This is a genomic window from Bordetella genomosp. 7 (assembly GCF_002261265.1).
GTDB lineage: Bacteria > Pseudomonadota > Gammaproteobacteria > Burkholderiales > Burkholderiaceae_B > Bordetella_A.
The window spans coordinates 53,886-69,615 of the sequence record NZ_NEVK01000004.1; the positions used below are offsets into that span (position 1 = coordinate 53,886).

General features: G+C 65.2%; 15 protein-coding genes. 10 read left to right on the top strand and 5 right to left on the bottom strand.

Going from position 1 to position 15,730, the window contains the following annotated elements:
* Positions 1-200: 200 nt before the first annotated feature.
* Entirely contained in the window at positions 201-2,162 is a 1,962-nt protein-coding gene (locus CAL19_RS07530) for a SurA N-terminal domain-containing protein (RefSeq protein ID WP_026639621.1), read from the top strand.
* Here the strand turns inward: CAL19_RS07530 and CAL19_RS07535 are convergent.
* The gene (locus CAL19_RS07535) at positions 2,147-2,815 is read right to left on the bottom strand and encodes an arylesterase (RefSeq protein ID WP_094796743.1); all 669 of its coding nucleotides are present in this window, start codon (positions 2,813-2,815) and stop codon (positions 2,147-2,149) included. The two genes, CAL19_RS07530 and CAL19_RS07535, sit on opposite strands and share 16 nt — an antisense overlap.
* On the opposite strand from CAL19_RS07535, the gene CAL19_RS07540 reads away from it, so the two are divergent.
* Entirely contained in the window at positions 2,814-3,485 is a 672-nt protein-coding gene (locus CAL19_RS07540) for an ABC transporter ATP-binding protein (protein WP_038852327.1), read from the top strand. The genes CAL19_RS07535 and CAL19_RS07540 overlap by 2 nt on opposite strands.
* Before the next feature lie 53 nt (positions 3,486-3,538).
* Here CAL19_RS07540 and CAL19_RS07545 read toward each other — a convergent pair whose 3' ends face one another.
* Complete coding sequence (locus CAL19_RS07545; RefSeq protein ID WP_026639619.1) at positions 3,539-4,495, bottom strand: DMT family transporter; 957 nt, start codon at positions 4,493-4,495, stop codon at positions 3,539-3,541.
* Positions 4,496-4,588: 93 nt separating this feature from the next.
* Between CAL19_RS07545 and CAL19_RS07550 the strand changes: the two genes are divergently transcribed.
* The 7 genes from CAL19_RS07550 to CAL19_RS07580 all read left to right on the top strand — a co-directional run bounded on the left by CAL19_RS07550 (position 4,589) and on the right by CAL19_RS07580 (position 11,833).
* A complete protein-coding gene (locus CAL19_RS07550) occupies positions 4,589-5,500 on the top strand; it encodes a LysR family transcriptional regulator (RefSeq protein ID WP_094796449.1) in 912 nt (303 codons plus the stop codon).
* A 339-nt stretch (positions 5,501-5,839) separates the two neighbouring features.
* Positions 5,840-6,880 (top strand): TRAP transporter substrate-binding protein, encoded by a 1,041-nt coding sequence (locus CAL19_RS07555; protein WP_026639617.1) that lies wholly within the window; start codon positions 5,840-5,842, stop codon positions 6,878-6,880.
* A gap of 75 nt (positions 6,881-6,955) precedes the next feature.
* A complete protein-coding gene (locus CAL19_RS07560) occupies positions 6,956-7,576 on the top strand; it encodes a TRAP transporter small permease subunit (protein ID WP_094796450.1) in 621 nt (206 codons plus the stop codon).
* Positions 7,573-8,856: a TRAP transporter large permease gene (locus CAL19_RS07565; RefSeq protein ID WP_094796451.1), complete on the top strand. Its 1,284-nt coding sequence runs from the start codon at positions 7,573-7,575 to the stop codon at positions 8,854-8,856. The genes CAL19_RS07560 and CAL19_RS07565 overlap by 4 nt, the downstream gene beginning before the upstream one ends.
* 43 nt (positions 8,857-8,899) lie before the next feature.
* Complete coding sequence (locus CAL19_RS07570; RefSeq protein WP_094796452.1) at positions 8,900-9,583, top strand: DUF2848 domain-containing protein; 684 nt, start codon at positions 8,900-8,902, stop codon at positions 9,581-9,583.
* A gap of 64 nt (positions 9,584-9,647) precedes the next feature.
* A complete protein-coding gene (locus CAL19_RS07575) occupies positions 9,648-10,994 on the top strand; it encodes an amidase (protein ID WP_094796453.1) in 1,347 nt (448 codons plus the stop codon).
* A 44-nt stretch (positions 10,995-11,038) separates the two neighbouring features.
* Positions 11,039-11,833, top strand: a complete 795-nt coding sequence (locus tag CAL19_RS07580) for a putative hydro-lyase (protein ID WP_094796454.1) — start codon at positions 11,039-11,041, stop codon at positions 11,831-11,833.
* A 266-nt stretch (positions 11,834-12,099) separates the two neighbouring features.
* On the opposite strand, the gene CAL19_RS07585 is transcribed toward CAL19_RS07580, so the two are convergent.
* Genes CAL19_RS07585 through CAL19_RS07595 form a run of 3 tightly spaced genes read right to left on the bottom strand, consistent with a single transcriptional unit; the run spans position 12,100 to position 14,875 of the window.
* Positions 12,100-13,401 carry a TRAP transporter large permease gene (locus CAL19_RS07585; RefSeq protein ID WP_094796455.1) on the bottom strand — a complete coding sequence of 434 codons (1,302 nt, stop codon included), beginning with the start codon at positions 13,399-13,401 and terminating at the stop codon, positions 12,100-12,102.
* Positions 13,394-13,894 (bottom strand): TRAP transporter small permease, encoded by a 501-nt coding sequence (locus CAL19_RS07590; protein ID WP_094796456.1) that lies wholly within the window; start codon positions 13,892-13,894, stop codon positions 13,394-13,396. Before CAL19_RS07590 ends, CAL19_RS07585 begins: the two co-directional genes overlap by 8 nt.
* Before the next feature lie 6 nt (positions 13,895-13,900).
* Positions 13,901-14,875: a TRAP transporter substrate-binding protein gene (locus tag CAL19_RS07595; RefSeq protein ID WP_094796457.1), complete on the bottom strand. Its 975-nt coding sequence runs from the start codon at positions 14,873-14,875 to the stop codon at positions 13,901-13,903.
* A 306-nt stretch (positions 14,876-15,181) separates the two neighbouring features.
* Here CAL19_RS07595 and CAL19_RS07600 point away from each other — a divergent pair, with 306 nt between their 5' ends.
* On the top strand, positions 15,182-15,691 hold the full coding sequence (locus CAL19_RS07600) for a winged helix DNA-binding protein (RefSeq protein ID WP_094796458.1): 510 nt from the start codon (positions 15,182-15,184) through the stop codon (positions 15,689-15,691).
* The last annotated feature ends 39 nt before the right edge of the window (positions 15,692-15,730 follow it).

Consider the following 15,730-nt stretch of genomic DNA (forward strand, 5'->3'; position numbering starts at 1 on the left):
TTTCAAGAATAACCCCTTTGCCGCCTGCCGGCGCGGTCGTGGCGGCCACCTGTAGCGCCAGGACGAAAATGGTAAACTCCGGCCGCTGAGCAGGTGCGGTTCCGGCACCCGGCAGGGGCGATCAGATTCGCCTTTTTTTATGCATTTTCATGCGGCGCGGGGCGTCTGGCCTGTGCGCGCATACGGCAACCAGGGAATCCATGTTCGATCTATTTCGCAATCACCGCCGTTGGATGCAGTTCATTCTGCTGATCCTGATCGTGCCGTCGTTTTTCCTGGTCGGCATACAGGGCTACGACAGCTTCATGAGCCGCGAGCCCGAGCTGGCCACGGTTGCCGGCCAGCCCATCACGCGGGGCGAATTCGATATGGCCCACCGCAACCAGCTCGAGCAGTTCCGCCAGCAGCTCGGCAGCCAGTTCGACCCGGCCCTGGTCGACACGCCGGCCATGCGTGAACAACTGCTCAACCAGCTTATCGACCAACGGCTGCTGCTGCAGGTGGCGGCGGACAACCGGTTCTCGGTATCCGACGGCACGCTGCGCAATACCATCGCCGCGATCCCGCAAGTGCAGGACAACGGCCGCTTTTCGCCGGAGCGTTACCGCCAGGTGCTGGCAGCCCAGGGCATGACTCCCTCGTCGTTCGAGGCCGGCTTGCGCCGCGACCTGGCCATGGCCAGGGTGCTCGACCCCATCTCGCAGTCGGCCGCCGCCCCTGCCACGGTCATTGCCTCGCTCGAGTCCGCCCTGACGCAGCGCCGTACCGTGCAACTGCGCCGCTTTGACGCCGCTGCCTATCGTTCCCAGGTGTCGGTGTCCGAACAGGATATCCAGGCCTGGTACGACGCGAACCAGCAGCAATTGGTGGTCCCCGAGCACGTCACCGCACAGTACCTGGTGCTCGACGAGGCGGCCGCCACGCAAGGCGTGCAGGTAAACGACGAAGACATCGCCAGCTATTACGAGCAGAACAAGCAGCGCTTCGGGCAGCCCGAGCGCCGTCGCGCCAGCCACATCATGATCGAAGTGCCGGCGGGCGCGTCCGAAGACGTGCGCAAGGCCGCGCGCGCCAAAGCCGAAGCCCTGGCCAGCCAGGCGGCGGCAGATCCCGCCCGGTTTGCCGAACTGGCGCGCGCCAATTCGCAGGACGCAGGGTCGGCCGACAATGGCGGCGACCTGGGCTGGCTGGCGCCTGGCATGCTCGCGGGGGCGCTCGAAAAAGCCATCTGGAGCCTGTCCAAAGACCAGGTGTCCGGTGTGGTCGAAAGCCCGTCCGGCCTGCACATCGTCAAAATCACCGAAGTGCAGCCTGCTGCCCTCAAGCCGTTGGACCAGGTGCGCGACGAGATCACCGCCGAAATCCGCAAGCAGATCGCGGCCTCGCGCTTTGCCGAGATGGCCACCAAGCTCACCGAAACCGTGTACGACCAGCGCGACAGCCTGCAACCGGCTGCCGACGCACTGGGCCTGAAACTGCGCACCGCCACGGGCATCGCGCGTGACGGCCTGTTGCCCGCCGAGCAGGCAGGCGAAGGCGCCGCGGCGGCCAGCCCCGATGCGCAACTGCTCGACAATCCGCGCGTGCGCCAGGCGCTTTTTTCGTCCGAAGTGCTGCGCGAAAAGCAGAACTCCGGCGTGATCGAGCTGTCGCCCGACACGATGCTGGCGGTGCGCGTCAGCGAATCAAAGCCCGAGCACGTTCCGCCGCTTGAAAAAGTCAGCGAGCTTATCCGCGACCGCCTGGTCGACGAGCGGGCCGCCGAAGCGGCGCGCCAGGCCGCCACGGCCGCGCTCGAGGGCTGGAAGGCCGACCCGGCCGCCGTGCCCGAAGGTTTTTCAGAAGCCACCGTGGTGTCGCGCCAGCAGCCCGGCCAGCTCTCGCAATCCGTGCTGGAGGCCGCCATGCGGTTGCCGGCCCAGCCCTTGCCCGCCTACACCGGCGTGGCCGATGGCGACGACTACGTCGTGGTGCGGCTCGACAAGATCGAGCCCGGCACCGCCGACGCAGCCGCGCGCGATATGCTGGCGCGCCAGCTGGGCGCCGCATGGGGCCAGGCCGAAGACGCCGGGGTCATGAAGATGCTGCGCGACAAATACCAGGTGAAGATCCTGCCGGAGGCGGCCTCGGCGCTGCAAAGCTCCGATCAGTCTGCCGGCTGATCCTGTTCAAGCATGGGCCGCAACGCGGCCCATACGTTTTCCAGCAGGGCCGGCTGCGCCTGTTCGTTGGGATGAATGCCGTCGGCCTGGAACATGGCCCGATCGGTCGCCATGCCGTCCATCAAGAACGGCACGAGCGCTGCCTGCTCGGCCTTGGCCACGGCCGGGAACAGATCTGCAAAGCGCTGGGTGTAATCGCGCCCGTAGTTGGGCGGGATCTGCATGCCCACCATCAGCACCCGGGCGCCGGCGTCGCGCGAGCGGCGCGCCATGTTGCGCAGATTCTGTTCGGTCATCTGCAGCGACAGGCCTCGCAGGGCGTCGTTGGCGCCCAGTTCCAGGATGACGATGGCGGGCTGATGGCGGTCGAGCAGGGCGGGCAGGCGGCTGGCGCCGCCGCTGGTCGTGTCGCCGCTGATGCTGGCGTTCACAATCCGGTAGTTGGGGTATTGTTCTGCCATGCGCGCGGCAAGCAGCGCGACCCACCCCGTGCCGCGGGCCAGGCCGTACTCGGCCGAAAGGCTGTCGCCCACTACCAGCAAGGTGCGGGCAGCGGAACCGGGCGCGTCATTGGCGGTCTGAGCCTGGGCGGCGGGAACGGCAAGGGCGGCGGCCATGGCGGCGGCGGCAAACAAACGGAAAAATAATCGCATGGATAGTAAGGTCTCGATCGAAGTCGCAGGGCTGGGCAAGCAGGTATCCGACGCTGGCGGCACGCTGTCGATCCTGGAAGGAATCGATTTTACGGTGGCCGCCGGCAGCGCCGTGGCCATCACCGGCAGTTCGGGGTCCGGCAAGTCCACTCTGCTGGGACTCATGGCGGGCCTGGATGTTCCGTCTTCGGGCACGGTGCGCCTGGCCGGGCAGGACCTGTTCGCGCTGGACGAAGACGGCCGGGCGCGCCTGCGGGCTCGTCACGTGGGCTTTGTATTCCAGTCGTTCCAGCTTCTGCCCAACCTTACCGCGCTCGAAAACGTCATGCTGCCGCTCGAGCTGGCGGGCCAGCCTGCCCGCGAAGCGGCGCAAAGCATGTTGCAGCGTGTCGGGCTGGGCGAGCGGCTGCATCACTACCCCCGTACCTTGTCGGGCGGCGAGCAACAGCGCGTTTCGCTGGCGCGCGCTTTCGTCGTGCAGCCCGACCTGCTGTTCGCCGACGAGCCCACGGGCAGCCTGGACGCCGCCACCGGCGCCACCGTCATTGACCTGATGTTCGATTTGCACCGAGAGCACGGCACCACGCTGGTGTTGGTCACCCACGATGCGCAGCTGGCCGCGCGCTGCGGCCGCCAGCTAGTCTTGGCGGCGGGGCGGCTGGCCGCCTGACGCGCGGCGGTGCGTCGGCCTGCCGCTTGCGGGCGCGCTATGCCTGAACCGGATCAGGCCGCCTGGCGCAGGGCGGCGACGCGGCTGCGCCGCCATTCAAGCACGCCGATGCCGATTCCGCTCGTGCAGATGATGGCGATGCCCAGCCAGGTCAGCGAATCGGGGAAATGCCCCCAGAACATCCAGCCCACCGCGGTGGCGCTGACAATCTGCAAGTAGACAAAGGGCGCAAGCGTCGAGGCAGGCGCGTTGCGGTACGCCCCGATCTGCAACAGGTGGCCCAGCGCGCCGGACACGCCCGTGGATATCAGCAACAGCCAGTTCACGGCGCTGAGCTCGGCCAGCACCGGCAGGGCGGGCGGCAGGATGACCGGCAGGGCCAGTGTCAGACACACCGTGCCCACCGCGCCGCTCCAGATCAGGGACGTGTAGGGGTCATCGCGGGCCACGCGGCGGGTGGCGATGAATTGCGCCGCGAAGCAGCACGCCGTCAGCAAGCCGAACATCACGCCCAGCGGATGCAGGCCGCCACCGGGCCGCACGATGATCAGCACGCCGCCGAAGGCGATGGCCGCGGCCACCCACCGGGAAATGCGGGGCGGTTCTTTCAGTACCCAGGGCGCCAGCGCCAGCACGAGCAGCGGGGCAAGAAAGTTGATGGCCGTGGCTTCGGCCTGCGGCATGTAGCTCAGGGTCGTGAAGAACGCCAGAGTGGCCAGCAGCATCGATCCCCCGCGCAGCAGCTGTTCGCGGGGGCGCACACTGCGCAGCACCCCCAGGCCGCGGCGGGGCAGCACCAGCGCAAGCACCAGCAGCAGGTGCACCAGGTAACGCACCCAGCACAGCAGCCACAGCGGCACGCCGGCTTCCATTACCCATTTGCCGCTGGCGTCCAGGCAGGACAGCACCCAGGCCGACAGAATCAACAGTACGATGCCCACCAAGGGGCGAGTGGGTCGGGCGCCGGAATGCGGGCCGGTCGGGGCGGGCGCGGTAAAAGCCCGTGTCATGCGGTCTCCTGGAGCAAAGGGCGGGGCGGCGGCAGCCAACCCATGCAAGGCGGTGCACATGATACGCTGATCGCCGCGACACGGAACCGGGCAATGCTAGATCTGCGAAACATCGAGACCTTTTTTTGGGTGGCCACGCTGGGCAGCTTCCGCGCGGCATCGGAAAAACTCAACACGACGCAGCCTGCCGTGTCGCAGCGCATCGCGTCGCTCGAGCGTGACCTGGGTGTGCGCCTGTTCGAGCGCGATGCGCGGGGCGTGACGCTTACCGCCAAGGGGCACGAACTCGTTTCGCATGCCGAGCGCATGCTGCAATTGCGCCGCGACATGCTGCAAGCCGCGCGTGAACAGAACGTGATGCGCGGGCCGATGCGCATCGGCGTGGCCGAAACCATTGTGCAGACCTGGCTGCCCCGGCTTGTCGAGCACCTGCATGCAGCCTATCCGGCCCTGGTGCTGCAGATCGAAGTAGACACGACACCGGTGCTGCGCAATCACCTGACGTCCCGGCAGATCGACCTGGCCTTCCTGATGGGCCCGATACACGAGGCCAGGTTCGAGAACGTACCGCTATGCGCCTATCCGCTGGCCTGGGTGGCGAGCCCGCGGCTTGCGCTCGGGCCCGAGCCCATAAGCTTGCAGCGCATAGGAACGTTGCCTGTCATCACCTACCCGTCGAGCAGCAGCCCGTATCTGTTCGTGCGCGATATGTTGACCCGTGCCGGCGTGCAGTCGCCGCGCATGTACGGCAGCGCATCGCTATCCATGGTGGTGCGCATGACGCTGGATTGCATCGGCACCAGCGTCATCGCGCCTGTATTCCTGGACAAAGAGCTGGCCAGCGGCGAATTGCGCCTGTTGAAGGTGCAGGGCGATCCTCTGCCCGATCTGGCCTTTACCGCTACCTGGGTGCAGGGCCCCGACAGCCACATGGCGCGCACCATTGCGCAGTTGGCCCAGCATGCCGCCGTGGGGCGGCTGACGCGGATCTCGCCGCCTCTGTAGCGCGGCCGGCAGGCTAGGGCTTTCCCTGATGGGCGGGTACTGCGTCTCGGCCGGAGGCCCTGCAACGGCGCTGCGTCAATAGTCGCTTGTCGTCCCGCAACCCGCATGAATGCTGGCTTTGCGGCGGTGGGCATTGCTGGGGGCCGGTAGGCATAAAGATTATTTATGTCTCGACATCGCAACTTACGATTGGACAGCCCTGCGGCCGCCCGGTGCAATGCGCGGCATGGGCTCGCATCTGTCCGGACATGGACGGCGAGGCCCTGATGAGTCCGCAGCGCGCCACCAGGTAACGGGGCCCGGCGCGCGATCGAACCCCGCCTGCAAGGAGAATCCTCCATGAAGAAGTCCTTGATCATCGCCGCCCTGGCAATACTGGGAACCGCCGCTCATGCGCAAGACCTGCCCAAGACCCACCTCAAGGTGGTGGGCGGGCTGAGCAATCTGACGGCCTATAACGATTACGAAAAACCTTTCTGGACCAAGACCGTGCCTGAACTGTCCAACGGGCAGGTCACCGCCGAGATCAAGGGCTTTAACGAAATGGGCCTGAAGGGCCCGGAACTGCTGCGCCTGATGTCGCAAGGCGTCATCGAATTCGGCACCGCCACACTGTCGTACTTCGCCAGCGATAATCCCATCAACGAGGCTATCGACCTGGCAGGCCTGGCGCCCGACGTCAAGACGGCGCGCGCCGTCACCAAGGCATTCGAGCCGGTGTACGCCCGCGTGTACGGCGATGGCGCCAATGTGAAGCTGCTGGGCATTTCCACCTATCCCGCACAAGTGCTGTTCTGCAACGCCGAGATCAACAGCCTGGCCGACGTCAAGGGCAAGAAGGTTCGCACCAGCAGCCGCACGACCGCCGAACTGGTCGAGGCCCTGGGCGGCGCCAGCGTCACGATGGCTTTCGGCGAAGTGGTGCCGGCGCTTCAGAACAAGGTGGTCGATTGCGCCATCACCGGTTCGTTGTCGGGTTATTCGGCCAAATGGTATGAGGTGTCGACACACCTGTACGCGCTGCCCATCAACTGGAACCAGCAGATCCACGCCGTCAACCAGAAAGCCTGGGACAAGCTTGATCCCAAGGTGCGCAGTTTCCTGCAGACCAATATCCAGACGCTGGTCGACGACATCTGGGATGCGGCTGCGCGCCAGACGCAAGAAGGCTATGACTGCAACACCGGCGCGGATGCCTGCCCGTATCCGGTCAAGGGCAAGATGAAGCTGGTGCAACCCACTGACGCCGATCGCGAACTGCTGAAGAAGGCGCTCAACGATGCCGTGCTGCCGAAGTGGGCCGCGCGCTGCTCCGCGCAATGCGTCCAGGACTTCAACGCCACCATCGGCAAAGAACTGGGCCTGCAGGCCAAGAAGTAATTCACCGCGTCAAGGCGTACGCCGCGCAGGACCCTCGGGCCCTGGCGCGGCGTACGCAGCCTCAAGGGCATGACTATGACTGAACCTGAAAAAATCCGGGCGCTCGGCGCCTTGCTGCGCCGCGCGGAGTCCTTCTCGCGCGTGGCGGTCTGGGCAGGGGGCGCGCTTACCGTGGCCAGCGTGCTGTTGATCTCATTCGATGTGCTGGCACGCAAGTTCTTTGGTTTTACCACCGGTGGAGCCGATGAATTGTCCAGCTATGCGTTTGCGATCAGCACGTCGTGGGCGCTGGCGTTTGCCACCTTGCAGCGCGCCAACGTGCGCGTGGACGTGCTGTACCAGTATTTCCCGGTGCGGGTATCGGCCGTGCTGGACTGGCTGTCGCTGGTCGCATTGGGCATTTTCATGGTCTACCTGACCTACTTCGCCATGGGCATGGCACAGACGTCATGGGGGCAGAATTCCGCGGCCAATACGCCGCTGGCCACGCCCTTGTGGATACCGCAGGGGCTCTGGGCGCTGGGTCTGCTGTGGATGTGCATCACGGTTGCGCTGATGCTGGTGCGCGCCTCGATCGCGCTGGTCACCGGCGACATCGACCTCGTCAAGCAGATATGCGGCGTGCGCTCGGCGCAAGAGGAGGCCGATGACGAGGCCGCCGCCGGCGAACGTATGGTCAAGGGGGGCGCAGCGTGATTTCCACCGCTCTTATCCTGTTGCTGGTGCTGATCGGCATTTCCATCCCCGTAGGCGCGGCCCTGGGGTTGCTGGGGCTGATCCTCGATCCGCTGTATTCGATGCTGCCGCTTACCCGGGCCATCGGCGAAATTTCCTGGAGCACGAACAACGAGTTCCTGCTGGTGGCGATTCCGCTGTTCATCATGCTCGGCGAAGTGCTGCTGCGCTCGGGTTTCGCCGAACGCATGTACAGCGCCATGAGCCTGTGGCTGTCCTGGCTGCCGGGCGGCCTGATGCACGCCAACATCGGCGCATCCACCTTGTTCTCGGCCACATCCGGTTCGAGTGTCGCCACGGCCGCCACGGTGGGCACCGTGGCCCTTCCGCAGATCAAAAAGTACGGCTACAACGAATCGCTGTTCCTGGGCAGCCTGGCCGCCGGCGGCACGCTGGGCATTCTGATTCCGCCTTCGATCAACCTGGTCATCTACGGCGTGTTGACCAATTCGTCGGTTCCCAAGCTGTACCTGGCCGGCATACTGCCCGGCCTGGGGCTGGCGGCGCTGTTCATGCTGACCGTGGCGGTCGCGTGCATCATCAAGCCGCAGTGGGGCGGCCATAAGATCCGCGCCAGCCTGGCGCAACGCCTGGCCAGCCTGATCCACCTGGCGCCGCCCATGGGCATTTTCCTGCTGGTGGTGGGGTCGATCTATGCGGGCCTGGCCACGCCGACCGAAGCGGCGGCGCTCGGCGTGCTTGGGGCGTTGATCCTTGCAGCCTGCTTTGGCCGGCTGACGTGGACCATGCTGCGCGAAGCCATCGAAGGCACCATGCGTTCCACGGCGATGATCATGCTGATCGTGATCGCGGCCAGTTTCCTGAATTTCGTCTTGTCGGCCACCGGCATCACCGACGCGCTGACGCAGTCGATCACGGGCCTGGGCCTGTCGCCTGGGTGGATGCTGCTGATCCTGGTGCTGTTCTATCTTGTGCTGGGCTGCTTCATGGAAACGCTGTCCATGATGATCACCACGATTCCCATCGTGGCGCCCATCATGATTGCGATGGGGTACGACCCGATCTGGCTGGGCATCGTCATCATCGTGCTGGTCGAGGCCGCCTTGATCACGCCGCCAGTGGGCCTGAACCTGTTCGTGGTGCAAAGCCTGCGCAAGAGCGGCAACATGGGCGCCGTCATCGTCGGCAGCCTGCCGTTCGTGCTGGCCATGTTCGTGTTGCTGGGCCTGCTGGCGGTGTTCCCCGACCTGGCCTTGTGGCTGCCGCGCGTATTCGGCTGATGCCGCGGCGGATTTCTTTATCGAGTTTCATCCAGGATTCATCATGAAAGCTGTATTTCAAGTGGAGTCGGACGGCGCCACGCGCACGGTCGAGACCGACATCCGCAGCCTGGTGGTCGCCGGCTGGGCCGGGCGCGACCGGGAGGCCATCGAACACCATATCGAAGAGCTTGCTGCTCTTGGCGTGCCGCGGCCCAGCAGCGTGCCGCTGTATTACCGCATCGCAGAGAACCAGTTGACGCAGGCCAGCCGCATCCAGGTAGTAGGGGACGCGTCTTCGGGCGAGGTCGAGACCTTCGTCTTCGCCGCCGGCGGTGACATGTTTGTCAGCATTGCGTCCGATCATACCGATCGCAAGCTCGAAGCGCACAGCGTCGCGCTGTCCAAGCAAGTATGCGCCAAGCCCGTGGGAACCACGGCATGGCGCCTGGCCGATGTGGCCGAGTACTGGGACGAGCTGGTGGTGCGCGCCTACATCGTCGAGAACGGCGCCGAGGTGCTGTATCAGGAAGGTCCGCTGGCCACGCTGCGCACGCCCGGCGAATTGATCGCCGGCTACACGCAGGGCCAACCGCTGCCCGAAGGCACGGGCATGACCTGCGGCACCGTCGCGGCCATCGGCGGCATCCGTCCATCCACTACCTTCATCATGGAGCTGGCCGACCCGCGCCGCCAGCGTGTGCTGCGTCACCGCTATGATGTCGAGGTGCTGCCCGAAGTCGCCTGAAGCGGCGGCTGCCGGCACTTATTGTGTATCGACCAGCCCGCCCGCACGGCGGTACGAGGACTTCATGCTTCCTACCTTGAACGACACCGCAGCGGCCCTGCACGAAGGCCGCTCCAGCTCTGCTGAATTGACTGAATCCGCCCTGGCGCGCGCGCAGGATCCGGCGGGCGAGGGCGCCCGCGTATACACGCGCCTGTACGCCCAACAGGCGCGCGCCGCGGCGCAGGCCTCCGACACCTTGCGTGCGGCCGGATTGTCGCGCTCGCCCATCGACGGGCTGCCCATTTCCATCAAAGACTTGTTCGATGTGGCCGGCGAAACCACGCTTGCGGGTTCGGTGGCGCGCCAGGGTGAGCCGGCGGCCGATGAGCACGCCGTGGTGGTGCAGCGCCTGCTCGCGGCCGGCGCGGTCATCATCGGGCGCACCAACATGGTGGAGTTCGCCTATTCCGGCCTGGGCATCAATCCGCACTACGGCACCCCGCTCAATCCCTGGGATCGCGCCAGCGCGCGCATCCCGGGCGGATCCTCGTCCGGCGCCGCCGTATCGGTCACCGATGGCATGGCGCTGGGCGCCATAGGCTCGGACACCGGGGGGTCCGTGCGCATCCCGGCCGCGCTGTGCGGCCTGGCCGGGTTCAAGCCCAGCGCCTGGCGCGTGTCCATGGCCGGCGTGCTGCCGCTGTCGACCAGCCTGGACTCCATCGGCCCGCTTGCTCCCACGGTGCGCTGCTGCGCGACGCTGGACGCCATCCTGGCGGGCGACGAGGTGGCCGATTGGCAGCCCGCCATGCTCGAAGGCCTGCGACTGGCAGTCCCCACGACGCTGGCGCTCGATGGCGTTGACGAGCACGTGGGCAGGTCGTTCTCTGCCGCGTTGTCGCGTCTGTCCGAAGCCGGCGCGCGTATCGACGAGATCGAAGTGCCGGAGTTTGCGCAGTTGGCCGCCATCAATGCCAAGGGCGGTTTCACGGCCTCGGAAGCCTGGGCCTGGCACCGCGACCTGATCGCGCGCGCGGCCGATCGCTACGACCCTCGCGTCGTCTCGCGCATACGCCGCGGCGCCGAGATGTCGGCGGCCGATTACCTGGACCTGCTCGATGCGCGCGAAGCCTGGGTCGCGGCGGTGGAGCACCGTATCGCGGCATACGACGCGGTGCTGATGCCCACCGTACCCGTGGTCGCGCCCAAGGTGGCAGACCTTGCCGCCAGCGACGACGCCTACTACGCGGCCAACGGCCTGATACTGCGCAACCCGACTTTCATCAACTTCCTGGATGGCTGCGCCGTGTCGGTGCCTTGCCATGAACCAGGCACGGCGCCCGCGGGCTTGATGATTGCCGGCGCCAATGGCGCTGACCGCCGCATTCTGTCGATCGGCATGGCGGTCGAAGACCTGCTGCAACTGTAGTTTCTCTGACGCGGCATGCATGGCATGCCGCAGGAATACCCCGTATGACGCAATCCCTAGACCTCGGCGCGGCCCATCGGGTGCGCCTCGATGCGCGGGCCGGCAAGCTTACCGGCCCCACGGCCAATCTTGCCCCGGGGCATGTGCAGGCCAACCTGGCCATCCTGCCCGCCGACGTGGCCAATGATTTTCTGCGCTTCTGCCAGCGCAATCCCAAGCCATGCCCGCTGCTGGCCGTGTCCGAACCCGGCGATCCTTCTCTGCCTGCGCTCGGAAAGGATATCGATGTGCGCAGCGACATTCCGCGCTACCGGGTGTGGCGCGACGGCCATCTGGTCGACGAGCCCACCGATGTCCGCGCGCTGTGGCGCGATGACCTGGTGGCCTTCCTGATCGGCTGTTCGTTTTCGTTCGAAGAAGCCATGATCGACAACGGTCTGCCGGTGCGCCATATCGAGCAAGGCTGCAACGTGCCCATGTATCGCACGTCCATAGCCACCGAGCCGGCGGGGCCGTTCCATGGGCCGCTGGTTGTGTCGATGCGCCCGCTCAAGGCCGCGGATGCGATCCGCGCCATCCAGGTCACCTCGCGCTTTCCTTCGGTGCACGGTGCGCCCGTGCATCTGGGCGACCCATCCCTGATCGGCATCCGCGATATCCACCAGCCCGATTATGGCGACGCGGTAGAGATACGGCCCGGTGAAATTCCGGTGTTCTGGGCCTGCGGCGTCACGCCGCAGTCGGTAGTGGCCGCCGTGCAGCCCGAGTTCTGCATCACGCACGCCCCCGGGCACATGCTGGTAACCGACCTGCTCAACAGCCGCATGGCCGTGCTGTAGCGGGGCAGCGGCATCGCCGACGTCCGGAATTCTGCCCCCGCATGCCGGCGGCCCACGCCGTTTCTTCAGCCGTGATGGTGTCTGACACCCTGCGGGAGTCAGACACCTGCAAGCCCATCGCTGCAGCCCCAAAAGAAAGGTGTCTGACACCCTGCGGGAGTCAGACACCCGCAAGCCCATCACTGCAACCCCAAAAGAAAGGTGTCTGACTCCCGCAAGGTGTCAGACACCGGGACATGCAATGATGCGCGTGGCGGACGGCCTGCTTACATCCGCATATGTTGAGGCAGCCAGGTGGCGATGCCCGGCACGATATACAAGAGCAGCACGGCCACGATCATCAGCGCGAACATCGGCAGCGACGCTCGCGCGATGTAGGGCAGTTCGCGGCCGGTCATGCCCGACAGTACGAACAGGTTGAAGCCCACCGGCGGCGTGATCTGCGCCATTTCTACCACGAACACCACGAATATGCCGAACCAGATCAGGTCAATGCCCGCCGCCTGCACAGTCGGCAACAACACCCCCATGGTCAGCACCACGATGGAAATCCCGTCGAGGAAGCAGCCCAGCACGATGAAGAACACCATCAAGGCCATGATCAGCCAGAACTGCGACAGGCCCAGGCCGCCGATCCACTCGGCCAGCGTGCGCGGCAGGCCGATGTAGCCCATGGCCAGGGTCAGGAACTGCGCGCCGGCCAGAATCAGCGCGATCATGCAGTACAGGCGCGTGGCGCCGGTCAGCGACTGCTTGAACGACTCGATCGTCAACGACCCTTGCGTAAGAGACAGCAGCAGCGCGCCCACCACGCCGATGGCTGCGGCCTCGGTGGCGGTGGCAATGCCCATGTAGATCGAACCCAGCACTGCCGCGATCAGCAACAGCACCGGTATCAAGTGCCGCGCCTGATACAGCTTCTGGCCCAGCGTCATGGACTGGTCCGCGGCAGGGACCTTGTCCGGGTTGCGCCATGCCCACCACGCGATATAGCCCATGAACAAGGCGGCCAGCACGATGCCCGGCACGATGCCCGCGATGAACAGCCGCGCAATGGACACGTCGGCCGCCACCCCATACACGATCATGATGATCGACGGCGGAATCAGCAGCCCCAGCGTGCCCGCGCCGGACAGCGTGCCCAGGACTTTGTCTTCGGGGTAGCCGCGGCGCTTGAGTTCCGGAATGGTCATCTTGCCCACGGTAGCGACGGTGGCTGCCGAGGAACCCGATACCGCTGCGAAGATCGCGCAGCCGATCACGTTGGTATGCAGCAGCCGGCCGGGCAGGCGATTGAGCCATGGAGCCAGGCCCTTGAACAGGTCTTCGGACAACCGGGTCCGGAACAGGATCTCGCCCATCCAGAGAAACAGCGGCAGGGCCGTCAACGTCCAGCTCGATGCCGCGCCCCAGATCGTGACCGCCATGGCGTCTCCGGCCGGGCGGCTCGAAAAAATCTCCATGCCTATCCACGCGGTGCCGGCCAGCGTCAGCCCGACCCACACACCGCATCCCAGCAAAGTGAAGATCGAAATGACCAGCAGGGAAATTACCAGGACTTCATTCATGGGTTTGCTGAGATGAGGGGGCGGGCAGGCCCCGCAGGCGGCGCACCAGTTCGTCGACCAGCGATACCAGGAACAGGAAGGTGCCCACGGCCATGGCGATCTGCGGAATCCAGAGCGGCGTGGCGTCGTTGGCGGTGGAAATGTCGTTATAGAGGTGCGAGTCGTAGACCAGCTTGGCGCTGAAATACGCGAACGCAGCTGCCAGCACGGTGCCCACCGCCAGGGCGAAGATATCCAGGCGCCGGCCGTTGCGCTCGGCCAGCGAGTTCAGCAGCAGGGTGACGCGGATATGTTCGCCGTGCTTGAAGGTGGTGGCCAGCGCCAGGAAGCCGGCGGCGGCCATGAAGTAGCCCGCGTAGGCATCGGTGCCGGGAATGTTCCAGCCCATCTGGCGCGCCACGATGGCGGCCAGCACCGAGGCCAGCACGCCGATCATGCATACGCCGGCCAACAGGCCGGCGATGCCGTACAAAGTGTCGAGAAATCGGCGCATGGGTGATTACATCTTGCGATACGCGTCGACCATGGCTTTGCCGTCCGGGCCGGCGCGCTGCAGCCATTCTTCGATCATGCGTTCGCCCACCTTGGTCAGGGCCGATTGCAGCTCAGGCGTGGGGGTGATGATTTCCAGGCCGTTCTTGGTCAGCTCTTGCTGGTACCACTTGTTCTTTTCTTCCGACATCTTCCAGCCGCGCTCTTCAGCCTGTGCGCCGGCCTTCTTCAGGGCTTCCTGCGTGGCGGGATCCAGCGCGTCGAACGCCTTCTTGTTGACGATGATGGCGTTCTTGGGCAGCCAGGCCTGCGTGTCGTACCACTTCTTGATGTATTCGTAGGTCTTGGTGTCGTATCCGGTCGAAGCAGACGACATGTACGAATCGATCACGCCGGTGGCCATGGCCTGGGCCAGTTCGGCCTGTTGCACGGTAACGGGCTGGGCGCCGACCAGTTCGGCGATCTTGGCCGTGACCGGGCTGTAGGCGCGCCACTTCAGGCCTTTCAGGTCATCAATGGTCTTGAGGTCTTTGTTGGCGAAGATGCCCTGCGGGGGCCAGGCCACCGCGTACAGCAGCATCATGCCCTGCGACGCCAGCTTCTTTTCCAGGAAGGGCTTCTGGGCCTGGTACAGCTTGTACGACGCAGGGTAACCGGTGGCCAGGAAAGGCAGGCCATCCAGCGCGTACACCGGGTCTTCGTTGGCGAAGTTGGTCAGCAGGATTTCCCCGATCTGCGCCTGGTTGCCTTGCACTGCGCGCTTGATCTCGGGCGCCTTGTACAGCGACGCGTTGTTGTGCAGCGTGATCTTCAGCTTGCCGTTGGACAGCGAGTCCACCTCTTTGGCGAATTCAACCAGGTTCTCGACGTGGAAGTTGCTGGCAGGGTAGGCCGTGGGCAGGTCCCAGGTGGTCTGGGCGGCGGCGCCGGCACTGAAGGCCAGCGCAATGCTGCCGGCGAACAGTGAAAGATATTTTTTCATGAGAAATCCCCTTATAGCGACTCATGGGCGCATGCCTGGCGGCTTGCGCGAAAGACCCCGTGGCATGCCTGCCGCGGTTTTGTAGAAACCGTGCAATTCTAAGGCGCACACAGCGCGCACAGGCCGCAGATTGGCGCGCTTAGGGTAATTCCTAGGGGCTGGCCGTGTGCGCCGCGCGCACGCCATGAGCCTTGCCGCCAATGCTTGATGCCTGAAGCAAGCGGCCAGGCGCCAAAATTATATGTTGATAAAACGTTGATAAATTATTAGTATTTTCTCTGCATCGATTTTGCGGAAATTTTGCTTATGCCCAATCAGATCATCGCCTCGTCCGCCCACCTGGTCAGCCGCCGTGCGCCTGACCTGTCCGAAGTGGAATTCGGCCTGATGATTGCGGGCCATGCGTTCGAACGCTGGATCGTGCGCTGCATGGCGGCGGCGGGTTTGCCCGACCTTACCGCCAACGACGTCATGGTGCTGCACCACGTCCATCACCGCCAGCGCAGCAAGAAGCTCGCCGACATCTGCTTCACGCTCAACATCGAAGACACGCACATCGTCAACTATTCGCTCAAGAAGCTCGAACGCCTGGGCATCGTCGCCGGCGAGCGCAACGGCAAGGAAGTGTTCTACAGCGTGACCGACGAGGGCGCGTCCTATATCAAGCGCTATACCGAGATCCGCGAACAATGTCTGATCGACGGGCTGGAGGCGGGCTCGCCATCGGGCGTGGAGTTCAATCGTCAACTGGCCAAGACGCTGCGCGCGCTGTCGGGGCTGTATGACCAGGCCGCCCGCGCGGCGACCTCGCTTTAATCATCAGGCAACCCGGTGGCGCAGCGTGCGCGGCCGGGG

Coding starts and splice junctions, on each gene's coding strand:
- CAL19_RS07530 (WP_026639621.1), top strand. CDS start 201: ATGTTCGATCTATTTCGCAATCACCGCCGTTGGATGCAGTTCATTCTG.
- CAL19_RS07540 (WP_038852327.1), top strand. CDS start 2,814: ATGGATAGTAAGGTCTCGATCGAAGTCGCAGGGCTGGGCAAGCAGGTA.
- CAL19_RS07535 (WP_094796743.1), bottom strand. CDS start 2,815: ATGCGATTATTTTTCCGTTTGTTTGCCGCCGCCGCCATGGCCGCCGCC.
- CAL19_RS07545 (WP_026639619.1), bottom strand. CDS start 4,495: ATGACACGGGCTTTTACCGCGCCCGCCCCGACCGGCCCGCATTCCGGC.
- CAL19_RS07550 (WP_094796449.1), top strand. CDS start 4,589: ATGCTAGATCTGCGAAACATCGAGACCTTTTTTTGGGTGGCCACGCTG.
- CAL19_RS07555 (WP_026639617.1), top strand. CDS start 5,840: ATGAAGAAGTCCTTGATCATCGCCGCCCTGGCAATACTGGGAACCGCC.
- CAL19_RS07560 (WP_094796450.1), top strand. CDS start 6,956: ATGACTGAACCTGAAAAAATCCGGGCGCTCGGCGCCTTGCTGCGCCGC.
- CAL19_RS07570 (WP_094796452.1), top strand. CDS start 8,900: ATGAAAGCTGTATTTCAAGTGGAGTCGGACGGCGCCACGCGCACGGTC.
- CAL19_RS07575 (WP_094796453.1), top strand. CDS start 9,648: ATGCTTCCTACCTTGAACGACACCGCAGCGGCCCTGCACGAAGGCCGC.
- CAL19_RS07580 (WP_094796454.1), top strand. CDS start 11,039: ATGACGCAATCCCTAGACCTCGGCGCGGCCCATCGGGTGCGCCTCGAT.
- CAL19_RS07585 (WP_094796455.1), bottom strand. CDS start 13,401: ATGAATGAAGTCCTGGTAATTTCCCTGCTGGTCATTTCGATCTTCACT.
- CAL19_RS07590 (WP_094796456.1), bottom strand. CDS start 13,894: ATGCGCCGATTTCTCGACACTTTGTACGGCATCGCCGGCCTGTTGGCC.
- CAL19_RS07595 (WP_094796457.1), bottom strand. CDS start 14,875: ATGAAAAAATATCTTTCACTGTTCGCCGGCAGCATTGCGCTGGCCTTC.
- CAL19_RS07600 (WP_094796458.1), top strand. CDS start 15,182: ATGCCCAATCAGATCATCGCCTCGTCCGCCCACCTGGTCAGCCGCCGT.